The sequence below is a fragment of the Sphingorhabdus sp. M41 genome (assembly GCF_001586275.1).
GTDB lineage: Bacteria > Pseudomonadota > Alphaproteobacteria > Sphingomonadales > Sphingomonadaceae > Parasphingorhabdus.
On record NZ_CP014545.1, the window covers coordinates 1,750,282 to 1,764,504 of the forward strand.

Consider the following 14,223-nt stretch of genomic DNA (forward strand, 5'->3'; position numbering starts at 1 on the left):
AAAATTATACGACACCGGCAAATGAGGCCAATCCAGCGCTCAGGAGCAGATGCCCGTGCTGCTGCCGGATTAATCCCGGACCTCTACAGTGTGAATGTCAATTCTGTTTTCCAGCGTCCGGTGGACCGGGCATTTTAGCGCGATTTCCAAGAGTCTCTGACGCTGTTCATCGGTCAGGTCGCCGTGCAGGGTGATTGCGCGATCGATCACATCAATACGGTTGTCATCATTATTGCAGCTTTTGCAATCTTCGACATGTTCGCGGCTATGTTCCAGTTCGATATGCACGCCGTCGAGCGGAATGGACTTGCGGTCCGCGTACATTTTCATGGTCATTGAAGTGCAGCTTCCCAGCGCAGCGAGCAGCAGGTCATAAGGCGATGGGCCGCTATCTGTCCCACCGAAGGTTTCAGGCTCATCAGCCAGGAAGACATGCTTTCCGACCCGCACCGTCTGCTGGAACTTGCCGCGTGCCGTCTCTACCGAGACGATAGAGGGATTTGTTGCCATGACTATTCCACCGTTACCGATTTGGCGAGATTGCGGGGCTGATCGACATCCGTCCCCTTCGCGACAGCGACATGATAGGCGAGCAGCTGGACCGGCACTGCGTAAACCAGCGGTGCGATCAGTGGATGCACTTTCGGCATTTCGATCACCGCCATGCACCCTTCTCCCGCTTCGGCAATTCCTTCGGCGTCAGAAATCAGCACAACTTTCCCGCCGCGTGCCATGACTTCCTGCATATTGGATACGGTTTTTTCGAACAACGGGCCAGATGGCGCGAGTACGATGACCGGGACAGCTTCGTCGATCAGGGCGATCGGCCCATGTTTCATCTCGCCCGAGGCATAGCCTTCGGCGTGGATATAGCTGATTTCCTTGAGCTTGAGCGCGCCTTCCAGGGCGAGCGGATATTCGGGGCCGCGGCCCAGATAGAGCACGTCACGGGCGGGCGCGATGAGATGCGCCATATTGGAAATATCGTCATCATGGGCCAAAGCGGCATTGAGCGCAGCTGGCGCTTCTGTCAGATGCTTGACGACTTCCCGTTCCTCATCGCGGGTCATTTTTCCCTTCACCACAGCAAGATGTGCCGCAAGCGCGGCCAGCACGGCGAGCTGGCAAGAGAAGGCCTTGGTCGAGGCAACCCCTATTTCAGGGCCGGCGTGCGTTGGCAGCAGAAGATCGGCTTCCCGGGCCATGCTGCTGGTCGGAACATTGACAACCACCGCGATCTTCTGGCCATTTTCTTTTGAATGACGCAGCGCGGCCAGCGTATCCGCCGTCTCCCCAGACTGGGAAATGAACAATGCCAGACCGCCCGGTTCGAGCACCGGATCCCGATAGCGAAATTCAGAAGCAAAATCCAAATCAACCGGCATACGGGCAAAGGTTTCAAACCAATATTTCGCGACCATTCCGGCATAATAGCTGGTTCCGCAGGCGACGATGGTCACGCGCTTGATATCGCGCAAATCAAAATCCATTTGCGGCAGCGCCACTTGCTGTTCGAGCGAGCGGATATAGCTTTGCAGAGTTTGCGCGACCACGGTCGGTTGCTCGAAAATTTCCTTCTGCATGAAATGGCGGTAATTGCCTTTTTCAATCGCCGCAGCGGAAACGCCGGACGTGGTGATTTCGCGCTCTACCGGAACATTGTCCATGTCATATATTTCCGCACCATCGCGGCTGATGACCACCCAGTCGCCTTCTTCGAGATAGGCAATTTTCTGTGTCAAGGGTGCCAGCGCCAGGGCATCAGAACCGAGATAGGTTTCGCCATCTCCATAGCCGACCACCAGTGGTGAGCCGAGCCGGGCACCGATTAACAGATCAGGCTGGGAGCGAAAGGCAATGGCCAGCGCAAAGGCGCCGCGCAGCTGCGGCAAGACCGCTTTGACGGCTTCTTGTGGTGATTTCCCGGCCTCGACCTGTTCGCTGACCAGATGCGCGACCACTTCTGTGTCGGTTTCGCTCTCGAAGGACCGCCCGCGCGCGCTCAACTCTTCACGCAAGCTTTTGAAATTCTCGATAATGCCATTGTGAACCAGCGCCAATTCATCCGTCGCATGAGGGTGGGCATTGTTGGTGGTCGGCGCACCGTGCGTAGCCCAGCGTGTGTGCGCAATCCCGACATTTCCTGCGGCATCGTCAGTCTTTAGAACAGAGACAAGATTGGCGAGCTTGCCCTCTGCCCGGCGACGGATCAGCTGGCCATCATGCACAGTACAAACACCGGCGCTGTCATAGCCGCGATATTCCATCCGCTTCAAACCATCGACGAGACGGTCCGAGACAGGTTCTTTGCCAACAATTCCAATAATTCCGCACATGGTTTTTTCGGGCTTTCTTCTAGAGGCTATAAGGTATCCGGATGCCCGGCATATTGGCCGGGAAATTCTTTGTGTTCCGCGTAATCAAGATAGCACCATTGATCTGCGCAGTAGCAAGTATCATCGCATCAAGGAGCTTCATCCCTGTCCGATAGCGGATATCCGCCGCTGCATCACCTATTCGTGCATCCAGTTCGACGATTTCGAACGGAGACAGCAGATCCTGCACGTTGCGCCGGGTCTCCAATGGTTCTCCTGCCATCACTTCCGTCCAGACAATGCGGCTAATTCTATGCTTTGCATAGCGCTGCAACTCGGCCGCCGCACCGGGCCGGTCCTGAAGCCAGTCAATGATGATATTGGTGTCGAAGAAGGGTGTGGACATATATTGTTATGTGGATTCGCGGTCGGCGCGGATTGCACGCTGATATGCGACGCTGTCACCAATATCATCGCGATCCTTCCAATATCCGCGACCTTTGGAAATCCAGTCCTTGCTTGCTTCGGCGCGAAAACCGGCTACTGCCTCCCGCAGCAACTGCGCCCGCGATTTTCCCTGCTCTGCTGCTTGCGCGTCGAGCCATTTCACATCATCTTCGGGAAGGTCTGCCAGGATACGGGTCATGATGATATGTTGATATCATATCGTGATATCATGTCAATCCGATACTGTAAATTTGTCTGACGTTTCTGTGATTCGGAGCTCAGTCCGATTTTTGCCACTTTCAACCCATGTATCGCAGGTTAGTCAGCGAATACTCGTGTTGGCAATTGTCTACTCTCCCGGGATGATAAAGGCGTCATCCGACTTATCAGCATATGCCGAGGCCAGATCATAATTGACCGGAACGACATCGGGATCCGCACAAACAAGGTCGCTGACCGTCTGCTTCCCTTTCAGCACCATGACGCCGTCAGTCATTTCGGGATTATTAGGCTCGCCTGCCTTGAAGTTGGTTCTCACCATGCGGCTGTAGACAACATAGGTCACATCACCGCGCGAGAAGCTAAGCTGGGCCTCGCCGCCACCCGAATAGGGCACGGAAGAAAAGCTCAGCCTGTCCTTGCCCGCGGCTGCCGGCCAGACCAGTTCGGGTGATTTTCCGTGGGTGCCAAAACGATATTGCGCTGCCTTGATGCCTGCGCCATTTTCTGTGCCGCAGACTGATACAACCTTTCGGCTTTTCAACTGACAGGAAAATATGACCGGCTCCTTGGTGCTACACCAACCTGTTGCCTTGGTCTGTTCGGCAGCAGCCTGGCCAGAGTCGTCTTCGGTTAAAGGAGTTGCTTCAACACCCGGATTTTCGGTAGGTTCGACTGGCGCTTCTGCCTGCTCTGCGGGCACCTCTGCACTACAAGCAGCAATACTGAAAATGATCGGAATGACGGAGGAAAATCTTAGGACTGTGGTCCGGCTCACGATTTCGAATCCTTGGCTTTTTTCCTCGCACTCACTTCATTGAACCGGTTCGCCCAGCCCGCTTTCACGGTCTGCTGCGCACGAACCAGTGCCAAATCACCTGCAGCAACATCCTTGGTAAGCGTCGCCCCTGCCCCGACGATCACGCCGTCACCCACTGTCACTGGCGCCACCAGTGCGCTGTTCGAGCCGATAAACGCACCTTTGCCGATCACTGTCTTATATTTGAAATAGCCGTCATAATTGCAGGTAATCGTGCCCGCGCCGATATTGGCGCCCTCGCCCACCTCGGCGTCGCCGAGATAGGTCAGATGATTGGCCTTGGCGCCTTTGCCGAGCGTGGTTTTCTTCATTTCGACAAAATTGCCGACTTTGGATCCTTCTTCCATCACCGAACCGGGACGCAACCGCGCAAAAGGGCCGACATTGCAATTCGGACCAATGGTCGCGCCTTCGATATGGCTGTGGCCGTATATTTTCGCGCCCGATGCGATGGAAACACCGGGACCGAAAATCACATTGGGTTCGATTACGACATCGGCAGCAACCTCTGTATCATGCGAGAACCAGACCGTGTCGGGCGCAATCAGGCTGACACCATCAGCCATGGCCTGTTCGCGGCGGCGAGACTGCCATTCACCTTCGACGGCGGCGAGTTCGGCGCGGCTGTTCACGCCAGCGACCTCGGCCGGATCATCGACTTCGATCACGGCGCTTTTCTGACCGGAGAGCATAACGATGTCTGGCAGATAATATTCACCCGCAGCATTATCGTTGCTGATCTGGTCGAGGAGAATGAACAAATCGGTTGAGCGCGCCGCCATCAGCCCGCTGTTGCACAGGTTTACATGGCGTTCCTGATCAGTGGCATCCTTATATTCAACCATTTTCTCGATTTCGCCCTGATCATCGGCGATGATGCGGCCATAGGCACCCGCGTCATCGGGACGGAAACCCAGCACGACAGCCCGCGGGTCGGTACCGTTGTTCAGACGATAGATCATGTCGCGCATGGTATCAGCGCTGACCATCGGGACGTCACCATAGAGTATCAGCACATCGCCGGCGAAACCTTTGAGCGCGTCGTGCGCCTGCGCCACGGCATGGCCAGTGCCAAGCTGGTCTTCCTGCACGGCGATCGCGACATTGCGTCCTTTGACGCTCTCTTCAATCTGCTCGCGGCGCGCGCCGACGACAATAACAGTGCGCTCGACGCCGATGGAGTCGACGGTATCCAGCAGATGGTGAAGCATCGGCTTGCCGGCAATCGGGTGCAGCACCTTGTGCTTTTCCGATTTCATTCTCGTGCCTTGTCCGGCGGCCAGGATGATTGCGGCTAGCGGGCGATCTGACATCGATATTCTCCGAACAAAGTTGGTCAATAGAGGCCATTTCTCGGCCAATTGCAGCGGCTAATGCCATGCAAAGCGGGCTTAAGCCAGCCTGTTTATTTGCCCGATGGCGGGTTCAGTTCGACGGCTTCCCGCCCTTGCGCCACTTGGTCCACAAATGCCGTGCCAGCATCATCGGCGGCATCCGCAGCCAGTGCGAGCGGACGTAGAAAGCGAAGCGGGTGAACTTGCGCGTTTCGCGGCCAAATCCGTCGCGCGCGAGCAGTCGGCGGATGTAGAAAGAATCTGCCGAAGCAGACCGGTCAGCCAGACCTTGATCAACCGGCGTGCCATAGAGCGAGGCAGCAAGGCGCAATGCCCTTGCCAGTTCGTCGCCCAGTCCGTGGACTTTTGCACGGGCACCCAGTTCGTTCCAGAATTGCTGATCCGCTCCACAAAATTCGCGCAGCAGATGATTGATGTCCCACAGGTTCCGCAAGCCGCCGGCCAGATCGCCGTCTGCGAACAGATGGGCGATGGAATGCAGCACCATGTCGGCAGGAGCCATGACATACAGACCGTCGTCCAACCGAACCGCGCTTTCAAGAATTGCAGCCGCATCTGGCGTCGGACCTGCGGTCAGCGGCAAAATTGTATGGTGAACATCGATCATCCGGTCACGCTCGCGGTGAATCAGCGGCGGCAGTTCGTGCATATGATCGCGGTAATATTGGTCGTCATAGGGGTCCGGCTTGACCCATTCCCAACCCGCATCGAGCAAAGAGGCTTCAACGACAGGCAAGTCTTTCCGGTCGACCATGATATCAAGATCGCCGATGCTGCGGCCTACGCCGGCTGCCCTATTCCCCGCGACATAGGCAGTGCCTTTCATCAGGACGATCTTGCCGGGATAGTCGGCGAGCGCCCGTCGGGCACAGTCGGCTTCCCACAAGGCCTGTTGCCGCGCCAGATCATGCGCCTCGATGGCATCCTGCAGAACCGCGCGAACGCTATCGGGCACGGTCACTGGTTTGAGCCGGTGAGCGAGCGAACCAATCAGCGATTCCGCCCGTGCTATGCTGATCAAGTCGGTCCACTGCCTGCCGTTCAGCGCCTCGACGCTGGCCGGTTCCCGCAGAGCATTCACCAACGGGCGCGCGTCCCGCATCATGGCAACCGGCTCCACAGGCCGTCGATCAATTCTTCTGCCTGCTCGGCCGATTGATAATCCATTGCCTTGGTCGGAACCTGATCGACGAACCGGGTCAGGGCGCGAAAGCCGGCCTCGCCAAGCGCGACATAATTGGTCGAAGCCTGGGTCAGTCGAACGAATATTTCCGATTTCCCCATGTCGCGCAATTCGGGTGCATGACCAAAGCGGGGAAAGAGCAGCAGCGCCGGTTTGGCAGGTTCGTCCATCTTGGCGATTGCATTCGCCGGCGGAACAAGATGGCGGATATCGCCCTTCGGCGTGGCCTTCATCTCCGGGCCGAAACGGTTCGCCGGCGCCACTTTCTGCATCGCCTCAATCGACTGATTTTTCAAGCTGATCAGACGTGGAAACGCCGTGATCTCGCCAGAATCGAGGCCCAACAAGGCAAATTCATCGCCCATGAAACGCCAGCCTCTCTCGGCCAGCATCGCGGATAATGTCGACTTTCCCGAGCCCGACAGACCGGTCATGACCAGCGCCTTGCCGTCCTTTTCAACGCTGCTGGCATGGAGCAGCAAATGCCGCCGCCAGCCCAGCGCCATTTGCAGGTTCATGCCCATTTCTGCGGCGAGTAATCCCTGGCTGAGCGGCAGGGGCGCGGCATCGGGGAGCCAGAAGTCACCGCCAATATGCACCGACGGACGAATATAGCGGCGCCAGGGTTTCTCGGGCTCAAGAAGGACGGTAAAATCCACGCTATCACCAGTCGGTACCGGATAGTCCTGATAAAGGCCTTTTAATTGTTCCAGCGGCTGTCGCCAGGCCGAGGCAATCCGGAACGCGGCGGGTCCAATTTTGAGCGAGATCCGGTGCATGTCCTGCATCAGCCAGACACTCGCGAAACCAGGCCCAGTGCTAAAAGTTCTTCCATGCGGGCGAGAACAATATTTTCTGAATCAGCACCCGCTTCGACGTCGAAGGATGCAGTCAATCGTGATGCAATTTCAGCGGCGCTAAGCGGAGCATCTTCCATCACCTCGATTATGGCCGGCACAGGATCGGCCAGCATATGGGTGATCCCGGACGGTCGATGAAATATCAGCGTCATGCTGTCCAGGTCATGCCAGATGAGATCATCTTTCGGCGCAGCCCGATATTTCTGGATCATGATGGATTACCTGCGAATCTGCTGCGACATAGCGATCTGATAGCAGGCAAATGTTAAAATTGGACGGATATGTCAGCGAGGCATTTGCAGCGAGGCATAGCAAGTGAATCCGCTCTGTCCGGATTGCAGTCTGCGAATATAATTCACATAAGCCTGCGACTGGTCATAGGAGGTGCCCGGCAACGTGCGACCGTTCATCGCCTGCAGCACTTCTTCACCGGTAAAATTGCGTCCTGCTGCCGGAAAGGCTCCCGGAGTGTCGGCAGTAACCACCCGGCCGTCCGCTGCGATATAGCCGCCTGCGGCATGGTTGCCGGGAACCGGGATTTCGCAATTGAGAACCGAACCGGCAGTCTGGGCCAATGCCGGCTTGATACTGACCACGGCGGAAGCGGTTATCGCACCCATCATCAAGGCGCGCCGGCGGATTACAATTCCGTTATTCTGGTCAGTTTCCGCTGACGTTTCAGATGGAAGGCCGTCTTTCATCGAATTTCTATCCATGGTTTCTCGAGCTTCAGATAACCGCACATAAGCAGAAATCGGGAAAAAAGCGAGCAAACTGTCTCTCGCCGCAAATCGCGTCTATATTCGGGACATAGACATGGAAATCGTTAATATTGCCTATATATTATATCGGCACAGCCGATTCCCGAGTCACTCGCATCGAAATATTTCGCGGCAATATTCCCGTTGCGGTCCTAGCGCTGCCAAGCGTAAACAGGAAAAATGAAAATGTCAGAATCGGCGAGATGACCTCGGTTTCTCCATTTCGTTTGCTTATTGCCCTCACGTTCATCGTGGGCGGCGCGATTTTGGCGAGCCTGTTGCCGCAATCCGGGCAACAGTTGATCGTGGTTATCGCAACCGGTGCCATTGCACTGTTCACGGTTCTGCAGGACCGCCCTGCCCCGCCATTGCCGGACTCGGCGACGCTCGAACGGCAGCGCAAGCGGATATTATATCAAGGGCGCTCCGAAGCCTATCAGGATATCATCAACCCGATTACGGATCCGATATTGCTGGTCCGCAATGCAAAAGTCGCAGCGGCCAATCCAGCAGCAGCCAAAGTTCTGGGAGATCATATCGTCGGAGAGGACGTGCGCATAGCAATTCGTCATCCGGCAGCGGCGGATCGGCTAGCCAACCCAGACGCCCAGCATACAGGAGAACCGATTCTGCTCGTGGGCGTCGGCAGCACCGAACAGAGATGGGAGTTGCGAATAAACACGCTGCAAGACGGTTTGAAGCTGGTTCAGCTATCGGATCGGAGCAGCCGCTATGCGGCCGAGCGGATGCGCACGGATTTCGTAGCCAATGCCAGCCATGAACTGCGTACACCGCTAGCCGCGATAAAGGGGTTCCTCGAAACGCTCGAGGACCCAAAGGCCGGTAAGGATGATGCGACACGGGCCCGATTCCTGAAAATCATGTACGACGAAGCCGACCGCATGCAGCGGCTGATCGAAGATCTGATGTCACTTTCGCGAATCGAGGCGGAAAAATTCGAGCTTCCATCCGATCAGATTGATCTGAGGGAACTGGTTGAAGAAGCTCGCGATTTTTACATTAACAGCCGCGGCAAAAAGGAAAGCGAGATACCGGCAAATCTTCCCGCCGACATACCGCTGATTCATGGTGATCGGGCCCAATTGTCCCAGGTCATAAATAATCTGCTGAGCAACGCGTTTAAATATGGAAAAAAGGGAGCACCGGTTACGATCAATGTCGCGCCCAACAAAGCCGGAACGATGTTATATCTTTCGATCAGCGATCAGGGGGATGGCATTGCCCCGGAACATATCCCCAGGCTTTCGGAACGTTTTTACCGCGTCGACAAAGGCCGCAGCAAGTCCATTGGTGGTACCGGCCTTGGACTTGCCATCGTCAAGCATATTACCGAACGGCATGGCGGACGGATGGAAATTACCAGTGAAGTTGGCAAAGGTACGACCGTGTCAGTATTGCTGCCGATCGCTAGCGCTTCTCTCGGCCAGGACAATAGTCAGGGAGGCGCCTCGTGAAATGGTGGCCCCGCCGAATAGATCTACAGATAGGCATGTAACGGCCTGCTGTAACATATCTGTAACATATCTGTAATGATCAGGACATTGCGCCTCCCTAGAAGCCACCCCAACAAGTCGAGCTTTCTGGTTCATGGCGGCGTTTGGCCATCGGTGGAAAAGCGACGAATTAGGGATTTTTGCATGTTAAGAAAACTCGCCTTGCTGGCGGTCTCCACTCTTGCCCTTTCTGCTTGTCAGGATCAGGCTTCCGGCGGCCAGGGCGGAACCCGGAGTGAAATCCGGATCGTCGGGTCTTCTACCGTATTTCCCTTTGCCAAGGCGGTCGCCGAACAATTCAGTATCAATGGTGCGAATCCTTCGCCGATATTGGAATCGACAGGAACCGGCGGCGGCATAAATCTTTTCTGTGCGGGAGTCGGAGCCGACACGCCGGATGTTGAAAATGCTTCCCGCCGGATCAAGGCTTCCGAACTGGAATTGTGCCAGAGCAACGGGGTCACCGATGTAGTTGAAGTACAAATCGGCATCGACGGCATCGCTATCGCTCAGGCAAATAACGGCGCTTCCTTTTCACTGACACCGGTGCAAATTTACAAGGCCATTGCTGAACGTCCATTTGGCAAAGAAAATACTGCAGAAAAATGGTCGGATATTGATCCGTCGCTGCCGAAATTTGCGATCAGCGTATATGGCCCGCCATCGACCTCCGGTACGCGTGACGCGCTCACCGAACTGATCATGGAAGTCGGCTGCATTACCGATCCGGCTACCAAGGCGCTCAAGGAAAGCGATAAAGCGGAATTTGAAGCGGTCTGCCATGAAGTCAGGGCCGATGGTGCCTATATTGACGCCGGCGAAAATGACAATCTCATCGTCCAGAAGCTGAAGGCCAATCCGAATAGCGTTGGCATTTTTGGCTATAGTTTTCTCGAAGAAAATCTCGACAGCGTTCGCGGCATTTCGGTTTCAGGCGTCAACCCGACTTATGATGCCATTGCCTCCGGTGAATATCCCGGCGCCCGTCCGCTGTATATCTATGTGAAAAAGCAGCATGTCGGGGTGATACCGGGGCTGCAGGATTATCTCATGGAATTCATCAATGCGGGTGCGCGGGATGGCTATCTGGTAAAGGCCGGATTGATTGCATCTCCTGATGATGTGCGGCAAAAAATGACCGAAGTGGTGCGCAATATGACGCCGCTGGCGATTAGCGACCTCAAATAAGCGCAGCTAAGCGGTGCATTTTTTTAAGTTGATTTTGATACAAGGGCGGAACCAGATATTGTGACAAGTGCGACGCTCCTTTTCCTCGTCATCGGCCTGGGCCTTGTTGCGTGGTTTTTCGGACGCCTGAAGGCGTCGGGAATGCAAACCGCCGGCAAAAGCTCTCGCTCGGCCCTGCACTCGCTGCCCAACTATCATGGCTGGTATGTCGCTTTATGGGCGATTATACCCGCGACAATTTTCATGATGGTCTGGAGCTTCGTCAGCCCGGCCCTGATAACCGATGCCGCGCTCACCAGCCCTGCCGCCGCGGGCATGCCGCAAGACGCATTTTCCCGCGCAGCCATTTTGTCGGAAGCACGCGCTATCGCTTATGGCAATCAGGTCAATGCGTTTAACCCGCTATCCCAATCCATGGTAGAGCCCTATCGCGACGCGATCACTTATTACCAGATGATCGGGGCGATCGCAGCGCTGCTCATGGTCTTTGCATGCGGCGTCTATGCTTGGCTTCAGATCAAACCGGATCTGAGAGCGCGTACAAAAATCGAGCGGGTGACAATGTTTGTTCTGTTGCTCGCATCGCTGATCGCCATCGTCACCACCGTCGGCATTTTCCTCTCGCTGGTGTTTGAATCGGCGCGGTTCTTCTCCATGGTTTCACCCATCGACTTTCTGTTCGGCACCGAATGGAACCCGAAGGCGGTTGCCGGACCAAGGGGCGAAACCGGATTTGGCGCGATCCCGCTTTTCTGGGGCACGGTCTTCATCGGCGCGATTATCGCGATGATCGTGGCGATCCCGCTCGGCTTGCTGAGCGCCATCTATCTGACCCAATATGCGCCAGCGAAATTTAGGGCCTGGATGAAGCCGATCCTGGAGGTACTCGCCGGAGTACCGACCGTGGTCTATGGCTATTTCGCTGCCTTGACCGTGGCGCCGGCGCTGCGCGACTTTGCCGTTTCGATCGGGATATCGGGCGCTTCTTCGGAATCCGCTCTGGCTGCCGGTGTGGTGATGGGCATCATGATCATTCCGTTTGTTTCGTCGATGGCCGATGACAGTATTGCTGCAGTCCCCAGCGCCATGCGCGACGGTTCGCTGGCAATGGGCGCCACCCATAGCGAGACAATCAAGAAAGTGCTGATCCCGGCTGCCCTGCCAGGTGTTGTCGGCGGCGTTCTGCTGGCAGTCAGCCGCGCCATTGGCGAAACAATGATTGTCGTTATGGCTGCGGGTCTCGCGGCCAATATGACGGCCAATCCCTTTTCCAGCGTTACTACCGTCACCACCCAGATCGTCCAGTTGCTTACCGGCGACCAGGAGTTTGACAGCCCCAAGACGCTGGCTGCCTTTGCGCTCGGGCTTGTCCTGTTTATCGTGACTTTGTTGCTCAATCTCATCGCCCTGCGCGTGGTCAAAAAATACCGGGAAGCTTATGAATAGTCTCACCGAAACGAAGCGTCGCCCCACCGACTGGCAGGGACCCGATATGCAGAAGCGCATCGCTCGGCGCTATGCAGCCGAGCGCCGGTTCAAGGCCATGGGCATGGGAGCGATCATGCTCTCGGCCGGTTTTCTGGCCTTTCTGCTGGTGGTGATGGTCGGCAATGGCTTTCGCGGCTTCACCCAGACAGAATTGCCGCTCGAAATAGATTTTCCGGCAGTCACTGGCGGTGCCTCACCCAGTCAGTTCGAAGGCCCCAATGCCAATGCAAATTTGCAGGTCATGGGATTGCGCGAGATTGTCGATAGCAGCATCGAAATCCAATATGGTCAGAATGGTACCAATCTGTTTTCGCCCGGAGGCTGGACAGCGGTAAACGCCATGATCCTGAACGATCCGAAAATAGTGGAGCGAAAAGCGACCGTATATCTGCCGGTCATTTCAGATATAGACGTTGCCTATAAGGACGAGGGCAACGCCGAAGCCGAGCAGAAGGTTCGCGAATTGGGCGATCAATTGTCGACTGGCTTCAACTGGAATTTCCTGAGCAATTCGGATGCTACCGATCCGATGCAAGTCGGCATTTGGGGTGCGTTCAAGGGCTCGCTGATCACCATGATCGTGACCTTGCTATTGGCTTTCCCGGTCGGCGTGTTCGCGGCTCTTTATCTTGAGGAATATGCCCCCAAAAACCGCCTGACCGACCTGATCGAGGTTTCGATCAACAATCTCGCCGCCGTGCCTTCGATCATCTTTGGTCTGCTGGGCCTCGCCGTGTTCCTGAACTTTTTCGGCATGCCGCGATCCGGCGCGCTGGTTGGCGGTTTGACGCTGGCGCTGATGACCATGCCGGTGATTGTCATTACCGGGCGCAACGCGGTAAAATCGGTGCCACCTTCGATCCGCGAAGCGGCGCTGGGAATTGGCGCCAGTCCGTTGCAGGTCGTGTTCCACCATGTTCTGCCGCTGGCGCTACCCGGGATATTGACCGGTACCATCATCGGCATGGCGCGCGCGCTGGGCGAAACGGCTCCTCTGCTGATGATCGGCATGCGTGCCTTTATCGCCACGCCTCCGAGCGGCATTACCGATCCTGCTACCGTATTGCCGGTTCAGATATTCCTGTGGTCCGACGAAGTCGATCGCGGTTTTGTCGAGAAAACATCAGCGGCGATCATCATATTATTGCTGTTCCTGCTGACCATGAACGCACTGGCGATCTATCTCCGCAACCGCTTTGAAACCCGCTGGTAGATATCATGATGAATGATGACCAGAAAATGCAAGAATCGATTGAAAGCATAAATATGACAGATTCGGCCAAGACAGGCATGACAACGGAAACAGCAGCGCCTAAAATGACGGCTCGCCATGTTGACGTATATTATGGTGACAAACAAGCGATCAACGACGTGTCCATCGATGTCAACATGGATAGCGTCACCGCGTTCATCGGGCCCTCTGGCTGCGGAAAATCGACCTTTTTGCGCTGCATGAACCGGATGAACGATACCATCCCGATCGCTCGCGTCACCGGCGATATCATGCTCGAGGGACAGGATATATATGCGCCGCAGATGGATGTTGTCCAATTGCGCGCCCGGGTCGGCATGGTGTTTCAGAAGCCCAATCCCTTCCCCAAGTCGATCTATGACAATATCGCTTATGGCCCCAGGATCCACGGCCTGGCGACCGGCAAGGACGAACTGGACGGGATCGTCGAATCATCGTTGCAACGCGCTGGTCTCTGGGGCGAAGTGAAAGACCGGTTGCAGGACAGCGGAACGGCGCTGTCTGGCGGCCAGCAGCAGCGACTGTGTATCGCGCGTGCAATCGCGGTTGATCCCGAAGTCATCCTGATGGACGAACCCTGTTCCGCGCTCGATCCGATCGCGACCGCGAAGATCGAAGAGCTGATTCATGAATTGCGCGGCAAATATGCTATCGTCATTGTCACGCACAATATGCAGCAAGCGGCGCGCGTCTCCCAAAAAACCGCCTTTTTCCATCTCGGCACCCTGGTGGAATATGGCGAAACAACCGATATTTTCACCAACCCGCGGGAAGAAAAAACCCGGGACTATATCACCGGGCGTTACGGCTGATATCTCGAA

At 55.9% G+C, this 14,223-nt stretch carries 15 protein-coding genes; 5 read left to right on the plus strand and 10 right to left on the minus strand.

The features are described from left to right. Positions 1-69: 69 nt before the first annotated feature. The 10 genes from AZE99_RS08330 to AZE99_RS08375 form a co-directional block, all read right to left on the minus strand. A complete protein-coding gene (locus AZE99_RS08330) occupies positions 70-510 on the minus strand; it encodes an OsmC family protein (RefSeq protein WP_067199766.1) in 441 nt (146 codons plus the stop codon). Positions 511-512: 2 nt separating this feature from the next. Continuing rightward, a complete protein-coding gene (gene glmS / locus AZE99_RS08335; RefSeq protein ID WP_067199771.1) occupies positions 513-2,336 on the minus strand; it encodes a glutamine--fructose-6-phosphate transaminase (isomerizing) in 1,824 nt (607 codons plus the stop codon). Between the two features lie 19 nt (positions 2,337-2,355). Next, positions 2,356-2,721, minus strand: a complete 366-nt coding sequence (locus AZE99_RS08340) for a type II toxin-antitoxin system VapC family toxin (protein WP_067199773.1) — start codon at positions 2,719-2,721, stop codon at positions 2,356-2,358. A gap of 6 nt (positions 2,722-2,727) precedes the next feature. Then, positions 2,728-2,961: a ribbon-helix-helix protein, CopG family gene (locus AZE99_RS08345; RefSeq protein ID WP_067199776.1), complete on the minus strand. Its 234-nt coding sequence runs from the start codon at positions 2,959-2,961 to the stop codon at positions 2,728-2,730. 150 nt (positions 2,962-3,111) lie between these two features. Continuing rightward, positions 3,112-3,759: a hypothetical protein gene (locus tag AZE99_RS08350; RefSeq protein WP_067199778.1), complete on the minus strand. Its 648-nt coding sequence runs from the start codon at positions 3,757-3,759 to the stop codon at positions 3,112-3,114. After that, on the minus strand, positions 3,756-5,114 hold the full coding sequence (gene glmU / locus AZE99_RS08355) for a bifunctional UDP-N-acetylglucosamine diphosphorylase/glucosamine-1-phosphate N-acetyltransferase GlmU (protein WP_067199781.1): 1,359 nt from the start codon (positions 5,112-5,114) through the stop codon (positions 3,756-3,758). The genes AZE99_RS08350 and glmU overlap by 4 nt, the downstream gene beginning before the upstream one ends. A gap of 112 nt (positions 5,115-5,226) precedes the next feature. Further along, positions 5,227-6,258 (minus strand): nucleotidyltransferase domain-containing protein, encoded by a 1,032-nt coding sequence (locus AZE99_RS08360; protein WP_067203447.1) that lies wholly within the window; start codon positions 6,256-6,258, stop codon positions 5,227-5,229. After that, positions 6,258-7,118: an HprK-related kinase A gene (locus tag AZE99_RS08365; protein ID WP_067203445.1), complete on the minus strand. Its 861-nt coding sequence runs from the start codon at positions 7,116-7,118 to the stop codon at positions 6,258-6,260. Before AZE99_RS08365 ends, AZE99_RS08360 begins: the two co-directional genes overlap by 1 nt. An 8-nt stretch (positions 7,119-7,126) precedes the next feature. Further along, the gene (locus AZE99_RS08370; RefSeq protein ID WP_067199783.1) at positions 7,127-7,411 is read right to left on the minus strand and encodes an HPr-rel-A system PqqD family peptide chaperone; all 285 of its coding nucleotides are present in this window, start codon (positions 7,409-7,411) and stop codon (positions 7,127-7,129) included. A gap of 72 nt (positions 7,412-7,483) precedes the next feature. Then, positions 7,484-7,822, minus strand: a complete 339-nt coding sequence (locus AZE99_RS08375; protein ID WP_231862732.1) for a hypothetical protein — start codon at positions 7,820-7,822, stop codon at positions 7,484-7,486. A gap of 209 nt (positions 7,823-8,031) precedes the next feature. On the opposite strand from AZE99_RS08375, the gene AZE99_RS08380 reads away from it, so the two are divergent. From AZE99_RS08380 to pstB, 5 genes are all read left to right on the plus strand, one after another. Further along, positions 8,032-9,435: a sensor histidine kinase gene (locus AZE99_RS08380; RefSeq protein ID WP_067199786.1), complete on the plus strand. Its 1,404-nt coding sequence runs from the start codon at positions 8,032-8,034 to the stop codon at positions 9,433-9,435. Positions 9,436-9,618: 183 nt separating this feature from the next. Continuing rightward, positions 9,619-10,662: a substrate-binding domain-containing protein gene (locus tag AZE99_RS08385; protein WP_067199789.1), complete on the plus strand. Its 1,044-nt coding sequence runs from the start codon at positions 9,619-9,621 to the stop codon at positions 10,660-10,662. Between the two features lie 60 nt (positions 10,663-10,722). Continuing rightward, positions 10,723-12,108: a phosphate ABC transporter permease subunit PstC gene (pstC, locus tag AZE99_RS08390; protein ID WP_067199791.1), complete on the plus strand. Its 1,386-nt coding sequence runs from the start codon at positions 10,723-10,725 to the stop codon at positions 12,106-12,108. Then, entirely contained in the window at positions 12,101-13,363 is a 1,263-nt protein-coding gene (pstA, locus tag AZE99_RS08395; protein ID WP_067199793.1) for a phosphate ABC transporter permease PstA, read from the plus strand. The genes pstC and pstA overlap by 8 nt, the downstream gene beginning before the upstream one ends. Positions 13,364-13,440: 77 nt before the next feature. Next, positions 13,441-14,214, plus strand: coding sequence for a phosphate ABC transporter ATP-binding protein PstB (gene pstB, locus AZE99_RS08400; RefSeq protein ID WP_067203451.1), 774 nt, complete (start codon positions 13,441-13,443; stop codon positions 14,212-14,214). The last annotated feature ends 9 nt before the right edge of the window (positions 14,215-14,223 follow it).